Below are 22,531 nucleotides of genomic sequence, written 5' to 3' on the forward strand. Positions count from 1 at the left end.
CACCGCGCGGAGCCGGAGGGTGCGTCGGTGGCGAGGGGGCGAGCGCGCGGAGGCCCGAAGGGCTGAGCACGGTCGTCTCCTCGCCACCGGCCTAGGCACCCGGAGGCGGAGCGCCGACGAAGCGCCGACCGAACCGGGTGGGGGACGATGGTGCGCATGCCCTCCGGAAAGACCCCCGCCAGGCCCTTCACCCCGCTGGACTTCCAACTGGTGCTGCTGCGCCGCATGGCCGACCACCAGCCCGGCCTGGTGGAGGACGCCCGCCACGAGCTGGGCGTCTCGGTCGCGGACATGCGCGAGGCCAACCGGCGCTGGCAGGCGATGGTCCGCTCCCCGCGCTCCCGCACCGCCGCCGCCCGCTACCGCTCGGTCCTGGGGCCGCCCGAGTCGGTCCTCAGCCGCAGGATCGGCGACCTGGAGTGCGAGGCCCGCCTGTGGCCGCTCCCGCTCTGGCCGGATCTCCGCTTCGAGGTCCTCCTCGCCCCGAACGGGGCCGTCTGGAACGAATGGCTGATCCGCGCTCCGGGTGCGGCGGGCCCCTCGCTCCGGACCCTCGACGACCTCATGCCCTGGTCCTGCACGGTCGACGAGGCGGCCCGCGCCTTCGCCCCCGCCCGCCCGCTCCAGGGGTCGGCCCCGACCCGATGGGGCCTGGCCTTCACGGCCCCGGACGGTCAGGGGGTGCGGCGGGAGGTCGTCGCCGAGTTCACCTGGGGGTTGCTGCAGCGGGTGGCGGTCAGCGGGTAGCCGCCGCCAGCACGGCCTCGACGACGGCCGGCACCGACCCGGGATGCAGGAACAGGAACAGGTTCGGCTCCACCAGTTCCAGCTCCATCACGAGGGGCTCGCCGTCCTCCCCGTCCACCAGGTCGACCCGGGCGTACAACACCTCCCGCGCGTCCGGTACGGCGGCCAGGGCACGCTCGGCGACGGAGCGTTCGGCCGGGGTCGGGGTCCAGGGCTCCAGTCCCGGGTGGGCGACCTTGTCCGCGTCGAAGGCGGTGCCGGGGGCGAGGACGGCCCGCTTGCGGCTGGCGTGCAGCAGGCGGCCGCCGAAGAACTGGAGCGCGCGTTCACCGCCCGCGTCGATGCCACGCATGTAGGGCTGCACCATCGCCGTGAGCCCTTCTTGGTGCATGTGCGCGAGGTGTCGTACGGCCGTCTCGTGCTGCTCGGGCGCGTAGCGGGCTGCGTACCGGGCGCCCGCGCCGGAGGCCGGCTTGATGACGTACTCGCGGTCGTCGGGGAGGTCGGCCGGGTCGCCGGGCGCGAGATAGCCGGTGGGGACGACGGGCACTCCGGCCGCCGCCAGGTCGCCGAGGTAGCGCTTGTCGGTGTTCCACCGCACGACGTCCGCCGGGTTCGCCAGGCGGGTGAGCTTGGCGCAGCGCTCCGCCCACGCCACGAACTCGGCGGCCCGCCAGCTGTAGTCCCAGGTGGACCGGATGACGGCGATGTCGTAGCCCGCCCAGTCCACGCCGGCGTCGTCCCAGAACACGATGTCGGTCTCGGCGCCGGCCGCGCGCAGCGCCGCCCGCAGCACGGGCAGATCGGCGTCCTTGCCGGGCTGCGGCCCGGGGTCGTAGGTGACGAGGGCGACTCGGGGCACGGTGGGCTCCCTTTCTCGTACGGCTCGGCTGGCAGGCTAACCGCCCGGCCCGCAACCACGGCAACCCGTTTGACCTTCCCCTTCGGTGAAGCCCCAGCATCGGTGGCGGGAACGGACGAACCCGGGGGTACACATGCGCACGGACCTGCTGACGATCGGCGCCTTCGCGAAGGCCTCCCGGCTGTCGCCCAAGGCGCTGCGACTCTACGACGAGCTGGAGTTGCTGCGCCCGGCGCGGGTCGACCCCGACACGGGATACCGGTACTACGCGGTCGAGCAGCTGGAGCGGGCGCGGCTGGTCGCGTGGCTGCGGCGGATCGGGATGCCGCTGGCCCTGATCCGGGAGGTGTGCGCCCTCGGGCCGCCGGCCGCCGCCCGGGAGATCCGCGCGTACTGGGCGCGGGTCGAGGCTCAGACGGCCGTGCGGCGGGATCTCGTCGCGTTCCTCGTGGACCACCTGACCAAGACACCGAGGAAGGACACCGACATGCTGGAACTGCGCTACTTCGCCCACTCGGACCGGGGGCGGGTCCGCCCCGAGAACCAGGACACGGCCTACGCGGGCACCCGACTGCTCGCGGTCGCCGACGGCTTCGGCCCGGCCGGCGCGCCCGCGAGCAGCGCCGCCGTGGAGGCGCTGAGGTTCCTGGACACCCAGGAGGTGCCGGCGGGCAACGTCCTCAACCTGTTGGAGGACGCGGTGCGGGGCGCGACGGAGGCCGTTCGGGACGTCGCCGGGGGCGCGGACGACATCGGCACCACCCTGACGGCCGTGCTGTGGACGGGATCCCGGCTGGCCCTGGTCCACATCGGCGACTCCCGTGTCTATCTGCTGCGCGACGGCGGCCTCTTCCGCATCACCCACGACCACACGCTGGTCCAGTCGCTGGTCGACGAGGGCCGGCTCACCCCCGAGGAGGCCACGGCCCACCCGCAGCGCTCCCTGCTCCTGAAGGCCCTGCCGCCCACCGCTCCGGCGGCCCCGGACCTGCGACTGCACGACGCCCTCGCCGGGGACCGCTACCTCCTGTGCTCGGACGGCCTCCCCACCGTCGTCCCCGACGCCCGCGTCCGCGCCCTCCTCGCCGCCGCCCCGACCCCGGAGGAGGCCGTCCTCACGCTTGTCCGGGAGGCGAACGAGAACGGCGGCCCGGACAACGTGAGCTGCGTGGTGGCGGACGTGGTGGAGGGGGTGGTGGAGGGGGTGGCCTGAGCCTCGGCGGGCGGCACGAGCGCCGCCGCCGGCATCGGCCTCGTGGACCGGCGGGTCACGCCGCGCGCCGACCGAGGGCGTTTCGTCAGGCAGTTGATGGTGTACGGAGGCATCGTGGTGGCGGTGGTACCCGCGGTGGCGTGGCTGGTGATGGTCGTGCCCGGCTGAGGGTAGGCCGTGCCCGGCTGAGGGTAGGCCGTGCCCGGCTGAGGGTAGGCCGTGCCCGGCTGGGCGTAGGCCGCGCTCGGTGACAGTTGGCTCGGTGACAGTTAAGGAGTACGACGCGTGTCCTCTCTCTTCCCGGCCCTGACGGTCGGCCCGGCGGGGCGCGATGCCCTGCGGTTCGGCGACCGTTCCCTGACGTACGGCGAGCTCGGCGCCACCACCGGTGCCCTCGCGGCACGGATCGGCGGGGCGGGCAGGGTGGCCGTGTGGGCCACCCCCACCCTGGAGACCGCCGTGGCGGTGCCTGCGGCGCTGGAGGCCGGCGTCGCCGCCGTCCCGCTCAACCCGAAGTCCGGGGAGAAGGAGCTCGGGCACATCCTGGCCGACAGCGCGCCCGAGCTGGTGCTGGCCGCCCCCGGTGACGAACTCCCGCCCGCGCTGGCCCACCTGGAGCGCGTCGACGTCGACGTCCGGGCCACCGGCCCCGCCCTCACCCCGGACCCCGCCCCCGGCGCGCGGGCGTCCGACGAGCACCCCGCCCTCGTCGTCTACACCTCCGGCACCACCGGCCCGCCCAAGGGCGCCGTCATCCCGCGCCGGGCGATCGCCGCCACCCTGGACGCGCTCGCCGACGCCTGGCAGTGGACCGGCGACGACGTGCTCGTGCACGGGCTCCCGCTGTTCCACGTGCACGGCCTGGTCCTGGGCGTCCTCGGCCCGCTGCGGCGCGGCGGTTCGGTCCGTCATCTGGGCCGGTTCAGCACGGAGGGCGTCACGCGGGAGCTGCACGACGGCGCGACCATGCTGTTCGGCGTGCCGACGATGTACCACCGCATCGCCCAGACCCTGCCCGACGACCCGGGGCTGGCGAAGGCGCTGGGCCGCGCCCGGCTGCTCGTCTCCGGCTCGGCCGCCCTGCCCGTGCACGACCACGAGCGCATCACGGCCGCCACCGGCCGCCGGGTGATCGAGCGGTACGGCATGACGGAGACGCTCATGAACACGAGCGTGCGGGCGGACGGTGAGCCGCGCGCCGGAACCGTCGGCGTCCCGCTCCCGGGCGTGGAGCTGCGGCTCGTGGAGGAGGACGGTTCGCCGATCACGCCGTACGACGGCGAGACCGTGGGCGAGATCCAGGTGCGCGGCCCCAACCTGTTCACCGAGTACCTCAACCGGCCGGACGCCACGGCCGCCGCCTTCACCGACGACGGCTGGTTCCGCACCGGCGACATGGCGGTGCGCGACCCCGACGGCTATGTCCGCATCGTCGGCCGCAAGGCCACGGACCTGATCAAGAGCGGGGGCTACAAGATCGGGGCGGGTGAGATCGAGAACGCGCTGCTGGAGTACCCGGGGGTGCGGGAGGCCGCGGTGACCGGCGAACCGGACCCGGACCTGGGCGAGCGGATCGTGGCGTGGATCGTGCCTGCGGACCCCCAGTCGCCGCCGACGGCACAGGAGTTGGCCGACCATGTGGCGAGCCGTCTCGCCCCGCACAAGCGACCGCGGATCGTCCACTACCTCGGTGGCCTGCCCCGCAACGACATGGGGAAGATCATGAAGCGGGCACTGACCCGTGACTGACCGCGCCACGGCTCGCGAGATCCTCGCCGCCGTCACCGACGACTTCTCCGAACTTCCCCACCCGGCCCGGGAGTCCACGCCGGACGGCCCGCTCGCCTGGCGGGGATACGACGCCTCGCACGCCCGCGCCGCCGAACGCACCGGCGAGACGGAGTCCGTCGTGTGCGGCACCGCGCACGTCGAGGGCACCCCTGCCGTCCTGATCGCCTTCGAGTTCGGCTTCCTCGGCGGCTCGCTCGGCGAACGCACCGGCGACCGGCTGGAGGCGGCGTACCGCCACGCCCGCGAACACCGCCTGCCGGTCGTGCCGTTGGTCGCCACCGGCGGCAGCCGCATGCAGGAGGGCATGCTCGCGCTGACCCAACTCCAGCGCGTGGCACGGCAGTCGGCCCTGACCCGGGAGGCCGGCCTGCCGCAGATCGCCGTCCTGCGGGACCCGACCACCGGTGGCGGCTGGGCCACCCTCGGTGCGGGCGCCGACGTGATCCTCGCGCTGCCCGGCGCCCAGGTCGGTTTCGCGGGCTCCCGGGTCCGGCCGCCGGACGCCGACCCGGCGGCGTACACGGCCGAGGCCCAGGTGGCGGCGGGCGCGGCCGACACGGTGGTGCCTTTGGCGGAGCTGCGGGAGACGCTGGGACGGTGGCTGCGGCTGCTGACGGGCGGGACGGCGGGGACGACTCCGGCGCCCTCGGGACCAGGCGCCGCGGCTCCCGGCTCTCCCTTGGAGATCGCCCTCGGCTCTCCCTCGGAGGTCGCCCCCGCCCCGGTCCCGGCCGCCCTCGGGGCCACCGGTCTTCCCGCCACCGGCTGGGAGGCGGTCCAACGGGCCCGTGCCGCCGAACGTCCGCGTGCCGAGGCCTACTTGGACGCGTACTTCGCCCACCGCCTTCCGATCAGCGGCGATCGTTGCGGCGGCACCGACCCCGACGGCATGCTGTGCGGCTTCGGCGAGCGCGAGGGCCGTACGGTCGCGTACGCCGCCCAGACCGGCACGGCGACCCGCCCCGCCGGCTACCGCACCGCCGCCCGCCTGATCCGCCTCGCGGGCCGGCTCGGCGTCCCGGTCCTCACCCTGGTGGACACGCCCGGCGCGGCCAACGACGCGGACGCGGAGCGGCAGGGCGCGGGCGCCGCCATCGCGGACGTGTTCGACGCGGTGGCCACGGCCCGCACGCCGGTCACCACGCTGGTCATCGGCGAGGGCGGCTCGGGTGGTGCCCTGGCCCTCGCCGCGCCCGGCAACACCTGGGCCACGCCGGACAGCTACTTCTCGGTCATCGCACCCGAACTCGCGGCGGCGATCCTGAAGCGCCCACCGACGGAGGTCGAGACCACGGCCGACCAACTGCGCATTCGTCCGCAGGACTTGGCCGATCTGGGGGTGATCCAGCGTCCGAGAGGACGGTGAGCGGATACGGTACGGCGGCCGGGCGGACCGGGCCGGAGTCGCTGGTTGGTGGACCGGTGGGCCGGTGGGCCGGTCGGCCGGTCGGCCGGTCGGCCGGTGGGCCGGTGGGCCCGTGAACCGGTGGACGCTACGCCTGGTCGGCCGGTGGTCGCTACGGCTGGTCGGTCGCGTGGGCCTGGCCGGCGTATGCGGGAAGCCGTGAATGTGCGGACCGCGGAGCGGAGCCGTACCGCCTCCCCTGGCGGGTGGGCGCGGACGCAGCGACGATCTCACCCTGCTGACACCGCGGCACCCCGCCTGCCCGCCGCGCGCCCGGCGCTCTCCCGCCGCGCCCGGCACTCTCCCGCCGCGCCCGCCTCCACTTCGCGAGATCACCGTGCCGTCGCTCACCCCACCTGCCGGGGTCCGCCCGGGCTATCTGACGACCCCTCATTCCCCCGGCTTCCCACGCCGGTATTCGACCTGACGGAGAGAAACCCCCATTCAGCGGCACCCCGCCCGGCCCACCACAAGGCGCGCCCGCTCCCCCGCCCCCCGCACGATGCCTAAGAGGCCGGCCAGCCGGCGGCCGCCACGGTCTGTGCTCTCGGGAGGACCTGCCATGACCGCCAGTCTGGAGCAGCTGCGCCGCTGCCACTTCGCCGTCGACCTGGGGGCGGCGCGGACCCGGGTGTACGTCAAGGGGGCAGGGCTCGTCGTGGACCAGCCGTCCGCCGCCGCCGTGAACACCCGTACCGGCGCGCTGATCGCGGTCGGCGAGTTCGCGGAGAAGATGACGGGTCGTACGCCCGACTACATCCGTGTGGTCAGGCCCGTCTCCGGCGGCACGGTCGTCGACATCGAGATGGCGCAGCGCATGCTGCGGCACCTGCTCGGTGACAAGATCCGCCGCGCGCTGCGCCGCAAGCCCCGTCTGCGGGCCGCCGCCTGCACCCCGCACGACGCCGACCCGCTGGCCCAGCGGGCGGCCATCGAGACCCTCGTCGGGCTCGGGGCCCGCCGGGTGGAACTGGTCGACACGCTCATCGCCGCCGCCGTCGGCTGCGGACTGCCCGTCGAGCGGCCCGAGGCCACCATGATCATGGTGTGCGGGGCCGCCGCCACCCAGGTCGCCGTGCTCTCCCTCGGCTCGATCGTCACCGCCGAGCGCATCCCGGTCGGCGGCGAGGCCGTGGACCACGCGATCGTGCAGCACCTGCGTCACGAGCACGAGCTGATGCTGCCCAGCCAGTCGGTACGGCCCCTGCAGCTCGCCCTCTCCGGCAACGGCCTCACCCCGCAGGGCCCGGCGTCCACCGAGATCCACGGCCGGGACGTGGCCACCGGCCTCGCCCGCTCCGTGCAGGTCGACACCGCCGCCGTACGGGACGCCATCGAGACCCCGCTGACCGCCGTGCTGGACGGCATCGGCCGGGTGCTGCGCAACTGCCCGCCCGACCTGGTGGCCGACCTCGCCGACCGCGGGATCATGATGGTCGGCGGCAGCGCCCTGCTGCCCGGCTTCGACCAGATGCTGCGACAGGCGACCGGCATGCCGGTGCACATCGCGGAACGGCCGGACGTGTGTGCCGCCCAGGGTCTCGGCTACATGCTGGAGGGCAAGATCGAGCCGCTGGTCCTGGACCCGCTGGCCACCTGAACCCGGCGGCGCCGGTCACGCCCGGTCACGCCCGGTCGCGCTGTCAGCGTGCCGAGCCGCGTCCCGGGCGAAAGCCCGCTGCCGGCCGGCTCACCGCACGAACCAGCACCGCACCGTCGTCCCGTCCTCGTCCGTGTGCACCCGCACCAGGTCCGCGACGAGGTTGACCATGAGCAGGCCCCGGCCGCCGCGCTGGTCGCGGGCCGCGGGGCGGCGGCCCGCCAGGGGGTCGACGAGGCGGCCCTTGTCGTGGACCTCGCAGACCACGTAGGTGTCGTCGGCCCAGATCCGCAGCGAGCCCGAACCGCCGCCGTGCACCACGCTGTTGGTGGTCAGTTCGGCGGTGACCAGGGCGAGGTCCTGCAGCCGGACGCCTTCGAGGCCGAGCCGCGCGGCCACCTCCGTAGCCATGTGCCGGGTCTGGGAGAGCGACTCCGCGTCGAAGTCGCAGGGCGGGACGTCGGCGACGGGCGGGAGCGGCTCGTTGTAGCGGGCGACGATCTGGTCGGGGTCGTAGGCCCCGCTGTCCAGTTCGGGGCCGGAGCCGGCGTGGATGACGGTGGGGTGGGTGACGTACGCGTCGGCGATGACCTGCGGGGCCAGGGCCCGGACGTCGTAGGGGCACAGGATGCTCACCGTGCGGCCCTGGAAGGCCGCGTTGATCAGCGCCTCGTGCTGGACGCAGGCGGGGTACTCGGTCTCCGAGCGGCCCGCCCAGATCGGCTCGCCGATGATCCGCACGCGGCGGCCGGGCGGCTGGGCGTCGGCGAAGGCGCGCAGCACACCGGGGATGATCCGGCCGGGGTTGCGCCCGGCCTCCTCCATGTTCAGCAGCCGTACGGCGTCGGCGTCCGCGCCGAGCCCGTCCCGGATGAGGGCGAGGTTCGCCGCGGGCACGGCGACCGCGACGGGGTCCCCGGCCTCGAGCCCGGCGCGCACGAAGGACACCGTGCCGGCGAGGTACTCGCGCTCGTCGCCGTAGAAGAGGGCGGGGTGGACGAAGGGTTCGTGGAGTTCGGCCGCGGCACTCATGACATCGACACCTCGATCGACGAAAGGTCGGGCCAGAACATCTCCAGCACGCGTCGCAGTGCGTGAGGCGGCCGGTTCAGCACGATCCGGCGGCCGTCGCCCATCCGCTGGGCGGCCGCGGCGAGCGCACCGGTGCCGGCGACGTCGACGAAGGTCACGGACGACAGCTCCAGGTGGTAGACGTCCCCGTCGCCGCGTACAGCCTGTTCCAGCGCACCTTCCCACACCTCGTACGTCGCAAGACCGACCTCCCCCACCACCCGCAGGCCGCTGCGTTCGGCCAGCGGGGACACTTTCAGCTCCGGGACCGTGCCCGCGGTCCCGGTAGGCGCCAGGTACCGGATGGCCACGCCGTCTCCCCATTCTTCCCGGACGGGATCGCACATACCCCGCACCGCATCCGGCATACGTGTGGACAGTGTGTAGTACGCCGCACGGCGGGCAGGCGCTCAGTCAGCACCGCCGGGTCCCAACCTACCGGTCCGGCGGACGGGGGCGCGCAATGTCATGAAGACGGGGTTCGACAAGGCGGGGACATGACCTCAGCGGCACACACACCTCTCGCGGGGCGGCTCAACGCCCTGGTCATCGAGAGCCGGGTGGACGCGGACCGAGCCGTGCTCGCTCCGCGCGGTGAGCTCATCCACGGAAGCGCGGCCGTTCTGGCCGAGGCGCTGGCCGGGCTGCCGGCCGGGACCGGCCGGGTGGAGCTGGACATGACCGCCGTGACCTTCATGGACACGGCGGGACTGCAGTTCCTGGAGACCCTCGGCGACTACGGTCACCGGCACGGGATACCGGTCACGACCGTGAACTGGGACGTCCAGCCGCGCCGGATCCTGCGCCTGGCCGGTCTGGACACCACCGATCCGCTGCACGCCCGGGACGCCCGGGACGGCGCGTCCGCCCCCGAGCCGCACGACCCGCCCGTCCCCTTCGTGCCGACGGCCCTGGAACGCGCGGAGCAGGTGCGCCGACTCCAGCAGGAGGTCGACCAGCTCCGCCAGGCGATCGTCTCCCGGCCCGTGATCGACCAGGCGCGCGGCGTCATCATGGCCACCCACTCCTGCACCTCCGACGAGGCCTGGATCATCCTGCGCGAGGCCTCCCAGCTCTCCAACACCAAGCTGCGCACGGTCGCCGCGGCGATCACGACCAGCACCGGCACCAACGGCCCGCCGCCCCCGGAGGAGGTCCGCACGGCCCTGCGCACTGCGGTCACCCGTCGAGGACGCTGACCCCCGTTCCGGGCGATGTGTGGCGGCGCCGATCGGGGTGACTCGGGCGGTGCCCGACCCGAGACCCGGGCGGTGCCCGACCCGTGACCGGGCGGTGCCCCACCCGTGAAGTGACCGTCCGCCCCGAAGGGAGACCCGATGGAGAACCAAACGGCCGACCTCGACGAAACCCGTGAGGAAACCCACGAAGACACCCGCGAGGACCTGCTCGGGATCTACCTCAACGACCACCTCGCCGGCGCCACCGCCGGCGTCGAACGGGCCCGGTATCTCGCCGAGGCCGAGCAGGACCCGGTGATCTCGGCCGCCGTGCGCCCGCTCGCCGTCGAGATCACCCAGGACCGCGCAAGTCTCCTGGAGATCATGCGACAGCTGGACGTCCCGGTGCACCGGTACAAGCTCGCAGCGGGCCGCCTGGCCGAGAAGGCGGGCCGCCTCAAGACCAACGGTCGTCTGGTACGCCGTTCCCCGCTCACCTCGCTGGTCGAGCTGGAGGCACTGCGGCTGGGCGTCTCGGCCAAGGCCGCCGGATGGGAGACGCTGCGCCGCCTGGCCGACGAGGACGAGCGCCTCGACGCCGCCCGGCTGGACGCCCTGCTGGGGCGCGCCCGCACGCAGCTGCGCACGCTGGAGGATCTGCACGAGACGCAGACCGCTGAGACCTTCCGGACGGCCGCCGCCTGACCCATCGACCGTCACCCCCGCCACCGGAGCCGTCGGCCCCCCGGTTCGAGGCCGTCGTCCCACGGTCCGAGGCCGTCGGCCCGCAGTCCGAATACGCCGTTGATCGACACCCGGCCGGACCATAGGTTCAACAACCATGACGAACCTTCGGATCGGTGTGATGTACGACCGCGACTGGGCTCCCGAGGGGCTGCCCGGCTTCGCACGGCAGGCCGAGGCGCTCGGCGTGGACGACCTGTGGGTGGTCGAGGACCTCGGCTGGAACGGCGGGGTGTCGGCGGCCGCCGTGGCGCTGGGCGCGACGGAAGGCCTCCGGGTGGGCATCGGCATCACTCCCGCCCCGTTGCGCAGCCCGGCCCTGCTGGCGATGGAACTGGCAACACTGGCCCGGGTGTTCCCGGGCCGCCTGGTCGCCGGCATCGGTCACGGGGTGCGTGAGTGGATGGAGTCGGTCGGTGTGGCGCCGCGCTCACCGCTCGCCCTGCTGGAGGAGACGACGACCGCGGTGCGCGCGCTGCTGCGCGGGGAGCGGGTCGAGCTGGAGGGCCGCGAGGTGCGGCTGGACGGCGTCAAGCTCGTGCACCCTCCCGCCGAACCGCCGCCGGTGGTCGCGGGTGTCGTCCGGCCGCGCTCGCTGGAGCTGTCCGGCCGGGTCGCGGACGGCACGCTGATCGCCGAGGGCCACGGCCCGCGCGACCTGGAGAACACCCGGGCGCTGACCGCCAAAGGCGGGGCCGACGCCGACCACACCCTGACGGTGCTGTCCTTCTGCTGCGTGGGCGAGGACCCCGATCGCGTCGCCGAGGCACTGCACCCGCACACCGAGGGCCATGGCGCCTGGCTCGGCCGCCCGCAGGAGGAGGTGTTCACGGTCTCCGGCAAGCCCGCGGAGGCCGCCGCCCGGATCCACGACCTGGAGGCGGCCGGGGCGGACACGGTCGTACTCCGCTTCATCGGCCCCGAGCCGCTCGTCCAGCTGCAGTCCGTACTGGCGGCCCTCGGCCGCTGAGCCCCACAGCCACCGGCGCGCGTCACGCGAGAGCGAGAGGCAGGGAGAGGCAGGGAGAACCCGGCGGCCGTCCCGCGCACGGCGCCGGTCCGGCGGGAGCCGTCCCGCCCGGGCCGCCCCGGCGCGCGGGGTCGCCCGGGTCGGGCAGCCCCTGTGCGTACACCGGATCCGGCCCCGGTCCCGGCCGCAGCCGCAGCCGGACGCCCGCGTGGAACACCGCGACCGATTCCTTGCCCGATTCCTTGACCGATTCCTCGTCCAGCGCTCGGTCGGCCAACGCCGACGCCGTCCGGCCCCCGCCGCCGTGACCCGGCGGCGCCGCCGTGGACCCGGCTCAGGAGTGGAGATACCCCGAAGAGGGAGGCTCTGTCCGTGCTTTCCGTGTTTTCTCCCGGCGGGCCGTATCTCGCTGCGACTCTGACGCCACGCGTCGAGACAAGGGAGAACGCATGCAGCGCGCAAGGCGTTGGGCCGTCGCGGTGTTGGCGGGGGCGGGTTCGTTCTTGATCTGTCTGTGGTCGGCACGGGCCGCGCCGTTCGGTTTCCTCCCCCGGGCGGAGACCGACCGGTGGCTGGTGGCGACGGCGTTCGCGACGACGGTGGCCACGCTGGTCGGAGCGGCGGCCGCCCGGTGGGCGGGGTCGGAGGGGCGTCCCGGCTCGTTTCCTCCGGACAACCGCTCGCCGGAGATGCCGGACCCGCCCGGAACCGACGGGCAGGCGGTGCGGCAGGGGGCCACGGCGTCGGATGCCGCCCAGGTCACCCAGGTCGCGGGGCACCGAGGCCGGGGGCACGCCGCTCCCCGAGAGCGCCCCGGCCGGGTGACGCAGCGCGCCACGGCATCGGGCCGGTCCCGTGTCACCCAGGTCGGCGGGAACGACGGCACGGCGGGTCCCGAGCGCGGTGATCGGTAGGAGCAGGGCCGGGCAGGCACAGGCCGCCACGGCTTCCGGACACGGCCATGTCATCCAGGTCAGCGGCAGCGGCAACGTGGTCTGCGCGTCGGGCGCCGCGGACCCCTCGCCGATGCTGCGGCTCCCCGCGGAGCCGACGCACCTGGCGGGCCGGGAGAAGGATGCCGAGGCCGTCCTGGCGCTGCTCGCCCCCTCGTCCCGTGCGCGGGCCGCCACCGTCGTCTCGGTGCTGTCCGGGCTGCCCGGCATCGGCAAGACCGCTCTGGCCCTCCATGCCGCCCACCGGGCCATGGCTCGGGGGTGGTTCCCCGGCGGCGCCGTCTTCCTTCACCTGCGGGGCTACGATCCGGGCGGGCCGGTCGGCGCGGAGGAGGCCGTCGGCACGCTGGCGCGGGCGTTGTGCGTGGACGACGCGACGACACCGGACGAGCAGGCGGCCCTGTGTCAGGCCGCGCTCAACCGGCTCGCCGACGAGGGCAGGGCGGTGCTGCTGATCGCCGACGACGCGTCCAGCGCCGCGCAGATCGAGCGTCTCGTTCCCGCCCGCTCCGAGCACCGGCTGCTGGTGACGTCCCGTCACCTGCTCACCGGCCCCTCTCTGCGGGCTCGGCTGATCGGCCTGGACGAACTGACGCCGCGCGGCGCCACCGACCTGCTGGCCGAGGCGCTGCTGTCCGCCCGGCCCGACGATCCGCGCCCGCGGCGGGAGGCCGACGCGCTCGCCCAGCTCGCCGCCCACTGCGGCCACCATCCGCTCGCCCTGCAGATCGCCGCTTCCCTGCTCACCACCGACGCGGGGCGGCCCATCGCCGCCCTCGCCGCCGAACTGGCCGACGCCCACACCCGCCTCGACGTACTGTGCTACGAAGACGGCGGGCACACGACGGCGGTCCAGGCGGCGTTCCGCCTCTCCTACCAGCGGTTGCCCACGCACCACCGCCAGTTGTTCCGGCAACTCGCGCTCAATCCCGGCCCGGACATCAGCACGGACGCGGCGGCGGCACTGTGGGGACGGCCACGGGCCCGGACCCGGGACGCCCTTGCCGCGCTCGCCAGAGCCGGACTGCTGGCGGAGCAGCCGGTGGGCTCGGGACGCTGGCGGATGCACGACCTCCTCCGTGTCTACGCGGCCACGCTGGTCGAACACGACAGTGCCAAGTGGCGGAGCGCCGCCTTCACCCGCCTGCTGAAGCACTGCCGGGAACTCGCGCACGCGGCCAACGCCCATCTGCACAACTCCGCCGCCGGCCCGTTGCCGGGTGACTTCCGGGACCGCGCACACGCCGTGCGGTGGCTGGAGGAGGAACGGGCCAACCTGATGGCGCTCATCGCCCGGGCCGCGGCCACCGGACACCCGCGTGCGGTACTGGACCTGCAGGAGAAGTTGCGGCTGTTCCTGCTGAGCCGGGGCAGTTACGCCGCCGACGCGGTGACCGCCGCGGAGCTCGCCGTCGACTGCGCCCGTGAGATCGGCCATCCCTGCTGTGAGGCCACCGCCCTGCACTTCCTGAGCGAGGCCCTCCCCCACTGTGGGCGACTGGCCGAGGCCGTGGAGGCCGCCATCAGGGGCCTGGACATCTGCCGGGCGCGGGGCGACCGGCAGCGCCAGGCCGCGGCACTCACCAACCTCGGCTCCTCGCTCCGGCGGGCCCAGAGGTTCGAGGAAGCCGCGAAGGCCCACACCGAGAGCCTGGCCCTCAGTCAGGAACTCGGTGACCAGAGCGGCATCGGCAAGGCACTCATGGGCCTTGCCGACACGCTTCGCGACACGCACCAGTACGAGGAAGCCGCCGACGTGCTCACCGAGGCCGTACGGCACTTCGCCGAGGTGGGCGACTGGCATGCCGAGGGCCTCCAACTCATGCGTCTCGGCGACACGTTGTTCGCGATGAAACGGTCCATCGAAGCCGTCGACACGTACCGCCGCGCCCTCGTCCTCTACCAGGAGCGCGGCGACGAGCACCACCAGGCCATCGCCATGCAGCACCTGTGGGCGGTGAGCGACATGAGCCCGGAGGAGGCGGTGGACAACTACGAGAGACTCGTGACGATCTGCCACAAGGTGTGCGACCGCGCCCTGGAGGCCGTGGCGCTGAACGCCCTGGGCAACAGGCTCCAGCAGCTCGGCCGGTACGACGAGGCCGTCGCGGCCCATCGCGGGGCGGCGGCCATCCACGAGGAGCACGACGAGGAAGGCCCGTTGCTCAGGGTGCTGGACAACCTCGGCACCGCACTGCGCGCGGCCGGCCGCCTCACCGAGGCAGCGGAGGTGCACGAACGAGAGCTCGCGCTGCTCCGGGCCCGCGGCGACCGGCACAAGGAGGCCGAGGCACTGGAACGCCTCGCCACGACGCTGAGAAGCGGCCGCCGACGGCCGCGAGCGGTGGAGGCCTCCGCCGCAGCGGTCGGCATCTACCACGAGCTGGAGGACGCGTGGTGCGAGAGGAGAGCACTGAGCGACCTGGGTCTGCCCGTTGGCAACACGCCAGGAGCCGAGACGGCCATGGCCGTGTACACCCGGATCCTGGCCGGGCTGCCGAAGGACGACGGCCTCGACCAAGGGCTCAGGATCCTCTTCGCCCTCGCCGCCGCACAACAGCGAGCCGGTCGCCTCACCGCCGCTCTCCGAACCTGGGCGGGCCTGGCCAGGATCATGTGGAGACTGCTGGACGAGGACAACGACCTGGCTCTGAAGCCCTACTTCGGCGCCTTGAAGCACCTGCTGAGGACTTTCCGCCCCCGCCTGACGCTCAGCACCCTGCGGACCGGACACCGCCGCGGGACACGCTGAGCCCCGGGTGCGAAGGACCACGTCAGCGCGACCCTCACCAAGCTGCGGGTGACCAGCCGGATGCGGGCCGCGCTGCCGGCGCGGCGGGCCGGACTGCTCGTGCTCTCGCGCCGGGTTCAGTCGCGGGCGGAGTCGAGGTGCCAGACGACGGCCTTGTCCAGCTTCACCGAGCCGTTCTCGGCGAAGACCTGCACTCCCTGGCTGACCGGGTCGGGGAAGATCTGGTCGGTGATCACGGCTTCGCCGCTGCCGCCGAAGACCTCCACGGACGACCAGTCGACGAGGATCCGCAGTTTGACCTTGCCGTTCTCGGCCTTCAGCGGCGCGGTCTGAATTCCGGGGAAGGTGCTGTTGAAGTCGACGGCGCCGGAGTTGGTGCGGTCGACGTACAGCTCCTGGGCCGTGGTGTCATAGCCGATGACGGTCTCCTCGCCGTTCGCTCCCGTGCGGACCTTCAGACCGAAGCGGTCGGCGTCCTTGAGGGAGAAGGTCGCCTCGATGTCGAGGGCCTTGCCCTCGGCCGCGGGGCCGATCAGTGCCTGGGAGGTGTCCTTGACGGTGACGCCGGACGCGGACACCGCCTGCGGCTGCCGGAGGGATTCCAGGCTGCCCACCGGCTTGCTGGTGAGCCGGATCCGGCCGTCGATCGTGCGCAGTGCCATCTCCCGGGGGATGCTCTGCGCACCGCGCCAGGGGGAGGTGGGGATCGCGCCGCCGTAGTCCCAGTTGTTCATCCAGCCGATCATGTACCGCTTGCCGCCGGGTGCGTTCTCCCAGGACACGGCCGCGTAGTAGTCCTTGCCGTAGTCGGCCCAGTCGGCGCGCTGGACGACGGACTTGGCGGCGGTGTCGGCCTCGGTGAACCGGTCGGCCAGGATGTGGCCCCAGCCGGCCCTGTTCATGTCGACGATCTGGATCTTCGCCTTCCTGCCCGCGTAGGGACGCAGGTCGAAGGAGGCCCAGTCCATGCTCTCGCTGTCGGCGCCGGTGGCGCTGCGGACGACCTGGCCGTCGACGATCAGGTTGACGGACGTCTCCTGGGAGACGGGCCGGGCCTGGGCGTCGGACAGCACGATGTGGTCGACGTTGAGGTGGCCCCAGCCGCCGGTGTTGTCGTCGACGATCCTGATCTGCGCCTGCTTGCCGGTGAGATCGCCGACGTCCCAGGACGCCCAGTTGAGCGCCTCGCCGTCCCTTCCGGTGGCGCTGCGCACCACTTCGCCGTCGACGACGAGTTCGAGCGCGGTGGGGTCGGCCGAGCCGGCGGGGTGGTTGCCGCCTCCGATGAGGAAGTTGACGTGCTTCTTGTCGATGGTGAACTCGGGTGAAGTGAGGGTGCCGGTGGTGGAGTCGCCGTTCAGGAAGGTGTTGACCAGGCCTCTGCCCAGGTACCCGGAGACTTCCTGCTGGTTGGGGAGGGTGCCGGCGGCCGGTGCCGAGCCGAAGGCGTCTCCGGTCGCCGTCCAGTCGCCGTAGCTGCCGCCTTCGAAGTCGGCGAGAACCGTCCCCGCGGGCGGCGGCCCCTGCTCCATGACGGTTCCGGACTCGTGCGGATGCCGCCCGCCGCCGACCTTGAAGTTCAGGTAGGGGCTGTCCACGGTGAATTCGGGTGAGGTGAGGGTGCCGGTGCTGCCGTCACCCGAGTGGAAGCTGTTGGCGAGGCCCTGGCCGTCGAAGCCCTCCACGGTCCCCTGCCCGGCCACCGCCCCGGCCGCCGGTCCGTCACCGAAGGCGGTGCCGGTGGTCGTCCACGTACCGAAGTCGGTGTTCTCGAAGTCCTGCACCACCGTGCCGGCGGGCGGGGTGTAGGTGCCCTTGTCGTCGGCGGTGAACTTCTCGCCGTCGAAGTCGCCTACGAAGTACTGGGCGGCCGAACCGCCCGCGATACCACCGGGGTTGATGTTGACGACCAGCACCCACTTGATGTTCCTCTTGTCCCCGTCGACCGCGAGCGGGAACAGGTCGGGGCACTCCCACACCCCGCCCGTCGCACCGGCCGGCCCGAACTCGCTGAGCAGGTCCCAGTCCTTGAGGTTCTTCGACGAGTAGAACCGCACCTTGTGCTCGGTGGACAGCGACACCGTCATCAGCCAGCTCTTGGTCGGCTCGTACCACTGGACCTTGGGGTCGCGGAACTCCTTGGAGCCGATGTCGATGACCGGGTTGCCCTGGTACCTGGTCCAGGTCCGGCCCCGGTCGGTGCTGTAGGCGAGCGACTGGGCCTGGACGTTCGTGTCCTTGGCGTGGCTGGTGTAGATCGCCACCATGGGCGGGTTGTTCTTCGTGCCGAACCCGGTGGTGTTGTCCCAGTCGACGACCGCGCTGCCGGAGAACACCATCTCCTCGTCGTCGTGCGACAGGGCGAGCGGCAGCTCCGTCCAGTGCACGAGGTCCGTGCTCACCGCGTGCCCCCAGGACATGTCGCCCCACGAGTTCCCGTTCGGGTTGTACTGGTAGAAGAGGTGGTACTCGCCCTTGTAGTACACGAGGCCGTTGGGGTCGTTCATCCAGTTCTTCTCCGGCGTGAAGTGGAACTGGGGCCGGTAGGTCTCGGTGTACGGCGGGGTGTCGGCAGCGACGGCTGAAGGAGCCAGTGGGGCTGCGGACAGGGCGCAGACGGTCGCCACCGCCGCGATCATCCGGGTGCGGGCATGCCGGGGTACACGTCCAGAGCTCATAGTGTCTCCTGTGCTGCGGGCCGTCAGCGCGGCCGAGCCTGCCGGCCGGCCGGCGCGGACCGACCGAGAAGTCGTGCCTTGCAGCGCCGTCGTCCACGGCGGTCGGCAAGGAATGTCATCGTTGACTTGTGTCATCGATGACATCGAGTGGCCCGATAATGGAGGCGATCCGGCCGATGCGTCAACAGCCCGGGAGCAACGCGATTCCTGAGGGCTCGACGTTCCGGCACGGGCGGGCGGCTGTCGCGAGCCGCCCCAACCGGCCCTGCGCCAGCGGACCTTCCCGGCAACCGAGCAGGTCAGACCGTTGGGGCCAACAGGCGGAACTCCCTGGCCACAGGGCGTCGTCGGGGGCGAACCCCGCCGCCACCCTGGACCGCGCGCGTGCGCGTTGCCCGCGGATTCCACTTCCAGCACGCAGAGGCTCTGCCCACGCGGGGCAGAGCCTCAAGGCCGCCACGGTCGACTTCGCCATCCGCTCCGCCGACACCGCTGGAATCAGCGTCGCGATCGACTCAGCCTCTGTCTCCCCGTTCGCCGGCTCGTCGCTTCCCGGTCAATGCCCCGCAGATGACCACCGCGGTGACGCCACAGCCGGCCCACCCTCGGATCTTCACACGCGGAACCGTAGCGCCTCCACGTCCCTCCTTACTCAGGTTGAACTCGTGGAGTCCGGTGGTCCGGTGGCCGGTGAGCCGCAGCGATAGGTGTCACCAAGGCAGCGTGTCGCCCCAAGGACTGTCGGCCCCTGTCAGGGGTCAGGCGGTGAGTGCCGTGCGCAGGGTGGTGGCCATCAGATCGATGGCCTCCTTCCCGGCCGGTACCGGGCCGGTGTGGGTGAAGTAGTGGTCGACACCCTCGAAGCAACGGTGGGTGACCGGAACGCCGGCGGCTTCCAGGGCCTTGGCGTACGCATCGCCCTCGTCGCGCAGGCGGTCGTTCTCCGCGGTGATGACCAGGGCGGGCGGCAGCCCGGCGAGGTCGTCGGCCAGTCCGGGCGACACCAGCGGATGGGCCAGGTCGGCGGGATCAGAGACGTAGGCGGCGGTGAAGATCCGCATGAGCTGAGGGGTGAGCAGGGGCTTGACGATGGGTGACTGCTTGGTGGCCGGGTCGGCGACCTGGTCGAGCAGTGCCGAGTCGATGATCTGGAGGCGGGGCGTGAAGGTACCGCGGTCCCGAGCGGTGCGGCAGACCGCGGCGGTCAGGTTGGCCCCGGCGCTGTGTCCGCCCACGGCGAGTCGTGAACCGTCCCAGTTGTTGGCGGTGCCGTTCTCGGCCACCCAGGCGGTGACGTCGTACGCCTGGGTGACGGGTACGGGGTACGGCCGCTGCGGGGCGACGGCGTAGTCCACGTTGATCACCACGCAGCCGGCCGTGGCGGCTATGTAGCGGCAGATGTGGTCGTCCTGCTGGGGGCGGGTGATCACGAACCCGCCGCCGTGGAAGTTGACGTACACGGGGGCAGGGGCCGCAGCCTCGGCCGACGGGCGGTAGACGGTGCACGTCACCAGTCCGGCGCGGGTCTCCACCCGGATGGATTCCGTGCGCTTCGGGATGTCGGTGAAGCGCAGATCCTTGTGCACGCGGCTCATCACTCGGCCGAGCAACAGCTGGACCCCTCTGGCCTGGATTCTGGGCCTGAATGACATGACGGGACCCCATCGCTACAAACTTAAAGTATCAGGATTCCTGATAATGGAGGCTCGTCGCTGATCGCGCAAGGGGGCAACCGCGAGCCGACCGCGCACCGCACGGGAGTCGATGACGGCCGTGAACGGCGTCACCGGCACCGCGCGAAAAGCACCCAGAGATCGAAGGACTTCTGTGGCGGTCGAGCACGACATCAGGTCGAGAAAACGACGACGAGACCCCCCGACCCCTGCCCGCGACAGGCGACGCCGCGGCGATCGAGGCCGTGATGCGCGATCAGCTGGCAGCAGCTGACGCCGAGTAGGGCAACACACGCGAGCCCATCGATATACAATCGATCATGTATATTGATATACGCCGCAGTGTGCATGAGGAGGCCCTCTTGAGCCGCACCGTGATCGACCTCGACGACGAGGCGCTGGAAGAAGCCGCCAAGGAACTCGGCACCACCACCAAGCGCGACACCATCAACACCGCCCTACGCGAGGTCACCGCCCGCTACCGGCGCCTGCGCGCACTCGAGGACGCCCGGCAACTGGTGACCGACGGAGCCCTGGACATCGACGTTCTCCTGGACAAGAACCAGTACCGGCCGTGACGGTCGCCGACTACCTCATCGACACCTCCGCCCTCGCCCGCGTCCTGCTCCGCCAGAACACGACCGAGTGGGACGACAGGATCGGCGCCGGCCTCGTCGCGATCTGCGACATCACGGAACTCGAGGTCCTCTACTCCGCCCGCTCAGCCGCGGACCGCGCGCGACTGAAGGCCGCACTCGACGCCCACTACATGTGGTGCCCCATGCCGGACGGCATCTACCGCCGCTCCCGCATCGTCCAGGAACAACTGACCACCAAAGGGGAACACCGCAGTGCGGGCCCCGTCGATCTCCTGGTGGCCGCCGCCGCGGCAGAAGCAGGCCTCACCCTGCTCCACTTCGACCGCGACTTCGAAACCATTGCTCGCACGACGGGGCAGCCGGTCCGCATGATCGACCTCAGGCAGTAGAGTCCGCGCGATCGCACGGACGGGCGTCAACAAGGAGTGCCCTGGGGTCCGGTTCCGCCCGGAGAACCCGTCGGCCGGCTGCCGTCGGATCCTGGCAGGGTCTCTTCCGACAGGGTCGGAAAACAGCGCCCAGCGCCTCCTCGACGGGCGCGAGCTCCGGGTCCAACGGGGGCCGGGTGGCCCGGGCACCGAAAAGGTCCGTGGCTGACGTCGGGGAGGGCCAGTGCCGCCTGGCGGGCGGTGTCCTGGAGGCGGTCACCGGCCGTGTTCACGGGCCGCTCGCGTGCCGGTGCCGTAGGTGTGCGGGTCGACAGGCCGCTCGGCCCTGGGCAGACGGGCGACGACGAGCAGATAGGAGTCCGTAACGAGCTCCTCGATCAGCTTCTTGTCGACGCCTTCTCCGCTCTCCAGGGTGATCCAGTGCTTCTTGTTCATGTGGTAGCCGGGGGTGATGTGGCTGTACTGCTCCCGCAGGGCGTGGGCCTCGGCGGGGTCCGCCTTGAGGATCACGACGGGACGCCCCGGGACTTCGGTCATCAGCATGAACACCTTGCCGCGTACTTTGTAGACCTCCCAGTCGGGGCCGAAGGGGTACTCCAGCTGGGCTCCGGGGAGTTCCTCCGCGCAGTCGGCGGCGGTCTGGTGCAGGGCCGATCCGTTCATGGGTGGGGGCCTTCTCGGGTGGTGACGGACTGTGGCATCGAAGGAGGCGGAGGGCGCGCCACGGGGCGCGGTGGCAGTCCCATCCTTGCGTCGACGCCAACGGGAAGGGCGGTAGGCTGCGGACACGTGATGGTCGACAAGCGACACTCCGGGCCGAGCAGGCAGGCCGGACCAGCTGCGGTTCCGCTGTACGGTTTCCAGCCCCCGGTCGGTACTCCGTACGGCCTTGAGGTGAGCACCGTCGAGGACTTCTTCGCCCAGCACGACGACTGGCCGTGGAACCCGCCCCGTCCGGGCCGTGCCACCTTCCACTACCTCATCGCGGTCACCGAGGGTGAGTTGCGGCACGACGTCGACCACGTCACGCGGACCGTCGCCCCCGGCCAGTGGCTGTGGGTGCGTCCCGGGCACGCGCAGTGCTGGCATCCGCCCGGCGCGGCCCGCGGCCCGTTCATCCTGTTCGAACCGGACGTACTACGGCCCGACCTCGCCCGTCTCCTGGCCCCGCTCACCGCGCACGAGGCCCCTGCCGTGCTCAGCCCGCACCCCGACGACACCGCCTGGCTCCAGCAGACGGCACTCCAACTCCTGGACGAACACCGCGCACTGGGGCGCCGCCCCCTCGACATCCACCACGCCCTACGCCGCAGCCTGCTCGAATCGCTACTGCTGCGCCTGGCCAACTCCCCGGACATCGCCCCCATCGGCACGGCCACGGCCGGCACCGGCCGCGCCGACAGGTACGCACGCTTCCTGGACGCCCTGGAGCTGCACTTCCGCGAAATGCACCAAGCCGCGGACTACGCCGAGCTGCTCGGCTGCTCGGTCCGCACCCTCAGCCGTGCCGCCCGGGACGCCACCGGCATGGGGGTACGTGAACTCATCGACGAGCGGCGCCTCCTGGAAGCCCGGCGCCTGCTGAGAGGTGCCCGGTGGGATGCCCGGGCTGTGGCCGTCCACCTCGGCTTCACCGACCCCGCGAACTTCGGCCGCTTCTTCCGCGACCGCACCGGCCTCACCCCGGCCGCCTTCGCGGCCGGCGAGGCCACGACCGTCCCCCCTCCGCTCCCTGGTTGACGATCCCGGTGGTTTCCGGCTGGGTCTCAGTCGACGGCCTCGATGGTGACGTCGACCGTGCCGTCGTACTGCTTGAAGGCATCGGCCCCCGAGTCGATTTCGCCGAGAATGACGATGCCGGGGCGGGGATGGACTGACCGTCGTGGTCATAGAAGTCCCAGACGAG

Annotated in this window: 21 protein-coding genes and 1 pseudogene; 15 read left to right on the forward strand and 7 right to left on the reverse strand. The window is 72.4% G+C overall.

What is annotated here, in order from left to right; genetic code table 11:
• The first annotated feature begins 156 nt into the window (after window positions 1-156).
• Window positions 157-747: a hypothetical protein gene (locus AQJ84_RS11875; protein WP_053190312.1), complete on the forward strand. Its 591-nt coding sequence runs from the start codon at window positions 157-159 to the stop codon at window positions 745-747.
• On the opposite strand, the gene AQJ84_RS11880 is transcribed toward AQJ84_RS11875, so the two are convergent.
• Window positions 737-1,609, reverse strand: coding sequence for an ATP-grasp domain-containing protein (locus tag AQJ84_RS11880; RefSeq protein WP_030043742.1), 873 nt, complete (start codon window positions 1,607-1,609; stop codon window positions 737-739). The two genes, AQJ84_RS11875 and AQJ84_RS11880, sit on opposite strands and share 11 nt — an antisense overlap.
• Window positions 1,610-1,742: 133 nt before the next feature.
• Here AQJ84_RS11880 and AQJ84_RS11885 point away from each other — a divergent pair, with 133 nt between their 5' ends.
• The 4 genes from AQJ84_RS11885 to AQJ84_RS11900 all read left to right on the forward strand — a co-directional run bounded on the left by AQJ84_RS11885 (window position 1,743) and on the right by AQJ84_RS11900 (window position 7,618).
• Window positions 1,743-2,822: a MerR family transcriptional regulator gene (locus AQJ84_RS11885; protein ID WP_053190307.1), complete on the forward strand. Its 1,080-nt coding sequence runs from the start codon at window positions 1,743-1,745 to the stop codon at window positions 2,820-2,822.
• Window positions 2,823-3,107: 285 nt separating this feature from the next.
• The gene (locus AQJ84_RS11890; RefSeq protein ID WP_030043744.1) at window positions 3,108-4,571 is read left to right on the forward strand and encodes an acyl-CoA synthetase; all 1,464 of its coding nucleotides are present in this window, start codon (window positions 3,108-3,110) and stop codon (window positions 4,569-4,571) included.
• Entirely contained in the window at window positions 4,564-5,979 is a 1,416-nt protein-coding gene (locus AQJ84_RS11895; protein WP_079022598.1) for a carboxyl transferase domain-containing protein, read from the forward strand. Before AQJ84_RS11890 ends, AQJ84_RS11895 begins: the two co-directional genes overlap by 8 nt.
• Window positions 5,980-6,580: 601 nt before the next feature.
• A complete protein-coding gene (locus AQJ84_RS11900; protein WP_030043745.1) occupies window positions 6,581-7,618 on the forward strand; it encodes a rod shape-determining protein in 1,038 nt (345 codons plus the stop codon).
• Between the two features lie 90 nt (window positions 7,619-7,708).
• On the opposite strand, the gene AQJ84_RS11905 is transcribed toward AQJ84_RS11900, so the two are convergent.
• Together AQJ84_RS11905 and AQJ84_RS11910 are read right to left on the reverse strand one after the other, a co-directional pair.
• Entirely contained in the window at window positions 7,709-8,650 is a 942-nt protein-coding gene (locus AQJ84_RS11905; protein WP_030043746.1) for a sensor histidine kinase, read from the reverse strand.
• The gene (locus AQJ84_RS11910; RefSeq protein ID WP_225889089.1) at window positions 8,647-9,000 is read right to left on the reverse strand and encodes an STAS domain-containing protein; all 354 of its coding nucleotides are present in this window, start codon (window positions 8,998-9,000) and stop codon (window positions 8,647-8,649) included. The genes AQJ84_RS11905 and AQJ84_RS11910 overlap by 4 nt, the downstream gene beginning before the upstream one ends.
• Window positions 9,001-9,186: 186 nt before the next feature.
• Between AQJ84_RS11910 and AQJ84_RS11915 the strand changes: the two genes are divergently transcribed.
• From AQJ84_RS11915 to AQJ84_RS11925, 3 genes are all read left to right on the forward strand, one after another.
• A complete protein-coding gene (locus AQJ84_RS11915; RefSeq protein ID WP_053190309.1) occupies window positions 9,187-9,888 on the forward strand; it encodes an ANTAR domain-containing protein in 702 nt (233 codons plus the stop codon).
• A gap of 138 nt (window positions 9,889-10,026) precedes the next feature.
• Entirely contained in the window at window positions 10,027-10,572 is a 546-nt protein-coding gene (locus tag AQJ84_RS11920; RefSeq protein ID WP_225877400.1) for a hypothetical protein, read from the forward strand.
• Between the two features lie 136 nt (window positions 10,573-10,708).
• A complete protein-coding gene (locus tag AQJ84_RS11925; protein ID WP_053190310.1) occupies window positions 10,709-11,581 on the forward strand; it encodes an LLM class flavin-dependent oxidoreductase in 873 nt (290 codons plus the stop codon).
• A 22-nt stretch (window positions 11,582-11,603) separates the two neighbouring features.
• On the opposite strand, the gene AQJ84_RS43015 is transcribed toward AQJ84_RS11925, so the two are convergent.
• Entirely contained in the window at window positions 11,604-11,858 is a 255-nt protein-coding gene (locus AQJ84_RS43015; protein ID WP_128092352.1) for a hypothetical protein, read from the reverse strand.
• 172 nt (window positions 11,859-12,030) lie between these two features.
• Between AQJ84_RS43015 and AQJ84_RS11930 the strand changes: the two genes are divergently transcribed.
• The 3 genes and pseudogenes from AQJ84_RS11930 to AQJ84_RS44075 all read left to right on the forward strand — a co-directional run.
• Window positions 12,031-12,495 (forward strand): hypothetical protein, encoded by a 465-nt coding sequence (locus AQJ84_RS11930; protein ID WP_030043753.1) that lies wholly within the window; start codon window positions 12,031-12,033, stop codon window positions 12,493-12,495.
• On the forward strand, window positions 12,485-15,286 hold the full coding sequence (locus AQJ84_RS11935) for a tetratricopeptide repeat protein (protein ID WP_053190311.1): 2,802 nt from the start codon (window positions 12,485-12,487) through the stop codon (window positions 15,284-15,286). Before AQJ84_RS11930 ends, AQJ84_RS11935 begins: the two co-directional genes overlap by 11 nt.
• Window positions 15,287-15,298: 12 nt before the next feature.
• Window positions 15,299-15,385, forward strand: a pseudogene (locus AQJ84_RS44075) (DNA-binding response regulator); the annotation flags it as partial.
• A gap of 17 nt (window positions 15,386-15,402) precedes the next feature.
• Here AQJ84_RS44075 and AQJ84_RS11940 read toward each other — a convergent pair.
• Both AQJ84_RS11940 and AQJ84_RS11945 read right to left on the reverse strand, forming a co-directional pair.
• A complete protein-coding gene (locus AQJ84_RS11940; protein WP_059198815.1) occupies window positions 15,403-17,964 on the reverse strand; it encodes a glycoside hydrolase family 32 protein in 2,562 nt (853 codons plus the stop codon).
• A 758-nt stretch (window positions 17,965-18,722) separates the two neighbouring features.
• Window positions 18,723-19,616: an alpha/beta hydrolase gene (locus AQJ84_RS11945; protein ID WP_030043117.1), complete on the reverse strand. Its 894-nt coding sequence runs from the start codon at window positions 19,614-19,616 to the stop codon at window positions 18,723-18,725.
• A 383-nt stretch (window positions 19,617-19,999) separates the two neighbouring features.
• On the opposite strand from AQJ84_RS11945, the gene AQJ84_RS11950 reads away from it, so the two are divergent.
• On the forward strand, window positions 20,000-20,215 hold the full coding sequence (locus tag AQJ84_RS11950; RefSeq protein WP_030043116.1) for a type II toxin-antitoxin system VapB family antitoxin: 216 nt from the start codon (window positions 20,000-20,002) through the stop codon (window positions 20,213-20,215).
• Window positions 20,212-20,625 (forward strand): PIN domain nuclease, encoded by a 414-nt coding sequence (locus AQJ84_RS11955; protein ID WP_030043115.1) that lies wholly within the window; start codon window positions 20,212-20,214, stop codon window positions 20,623-20,625. The genes AQJ84_RS11950 and AQJ84_RS11955 overlap by 4 nt, the downstream gene beginning before the upstream one ends.
• Before the next feature lie 255 nt (window positions 20,626-20,880).
• Here AQJ84_RS11955 and AQJ84_RS11960 read toward each other — a convergent pair whose 3' ends face one another.
• Window positions 20,881-21,288, reverse strand: a complete 408-nt coding sequence (locus AQJ84_RS11960; RefSeq protein ID WP_030043114.1) for an MmcQ/YjbR family DNA-binding protein — start codon at window positions 21,286-21,288, stop codon at window positions 20,881-20,883.
• 231 nt (window positions 21,289-21,519) lie between these two features.
• On the opposite strand from AQJ84_RS11960, the gene AQJ84_RS11965 reads away from it, so the two are divergent.
• Window positions 21,520-22,365 (forward strand): helix-turn-helix domain-containing protein, encoded by an 846-nt coding sequence (locus AQJ84_RS11965; protein ID WP_198536278.1) that lies wholly within the window; start codon window positions 21,520-21,522, stop codon window positions 22,363-22,365.
• Window positions 22,362-22,502 (forward strand): hypothetical protein, encoded by a 141-nt coding sequence (locus AQJ84_RS43020; RefSeq protein ID WP_157874930.1) that lies wholly within the window; start codon window positions 22,362-22,364, stop codon window positions 22,500-22,502. The genes AQJ84_RS11965 and AQJ84_RS43020 overlap by 4 nt, the downstream gene beginning before the upstream one ends.
• The last annotated feature ends 29 nt before the right edge of the window (window positions 22,503-22,531 follow it).

The sequence above is a fragment of the Streptomyces resistomycificus genome (assembly GCF_001514265.1).
Classification (GTDB): domain Bacteria; phylum Actinomycetota; class Actinomycetes; order Streptomycetales; family Streptomycetaceae; genus Streptomyces; species Streptomyces resistomycificus.

Bases quoted from the DNA above. Each gene is read 5' to 3' on its own strand.
- AQJ84_RS11915 (WP_053190309.1), top strand. From the start codon at position 9,187: ATGACCTCAGCGGCACACACACCTCTCGCGGGGCGGCTCAACGCCCTG.
- AQJ84_RS11925 (WP_053190310.1), top strand. From the start codon at position 10,709: ATGACGAACCTTCGGATCGGTGTGATGTACGACCGCGACTGGGCTCCC.
- AQJ84_RS11905 (WP_030043746.1), bottom strand. From the start codon at position 8,650: ATGAGTGCCGCGGCCGAACTCCACGAACCCTTCGTCCACCCCGCCCTC.
- AQJ84_RS11875 (WP_053190312.1), top strand. From the start codon at position 157: ATGCCCTCCGGAAAGACCCCCGCCAGGCCCTTCACCCCGCTGGACTTC.
- AQJ84_RS11945 (WP_030043117.1), bottom strand. From the start codon at position 19,616: ATGTCATTCAGGCCCAGAATCCAGGCCAGAGGGGTCCAGCTGTTGCTC.
- AQJ84_RS11900 (WP_030043745.1), top strand. From the start codon at position 6,581: ATGACCGCCAGTCTGGAGCAGCTGCGCCGCTGCCACTTCGCCGTCGAC.
- AQJ84_RS11930 (WP_030043753.1), top strand. From the start codon at position 12,031: ATGCAGCGCGCAAGGCGTTGGGCCGTCGCGGTGTTGGCGGGGGCGGGT.
- AQJ84_RS11920 (WP_225877400.1), top strand. From the start codon at position 10,027: ATGGAGAACCAAACGGCCGACCTCGACGAAACCCGTGAGGAAACCCAC.
- AQJ84_RS11960 (WP_030043114.1), bottom strand. From the start codon at position 21,288: ATGAACGGATCGGCCCTGCACCAGACCGCCGCCGACTGCGCGGAGGAA.
- AQJ84_RS11885 (WP_053190307.1), top strand. From the start codon at position 1,743: ATGCGCACGGACCTGCTGACGATCGGCGCCTTCGCGAAGGCCTCCCGG.
- AQJ84_RS11940 (WP_059198815.1), bottom strand. From the start codon at position 17,964: ATGAGCTCTGGACGTGTACCCCGGCATGCCCGCACCCGGATGATCGCG.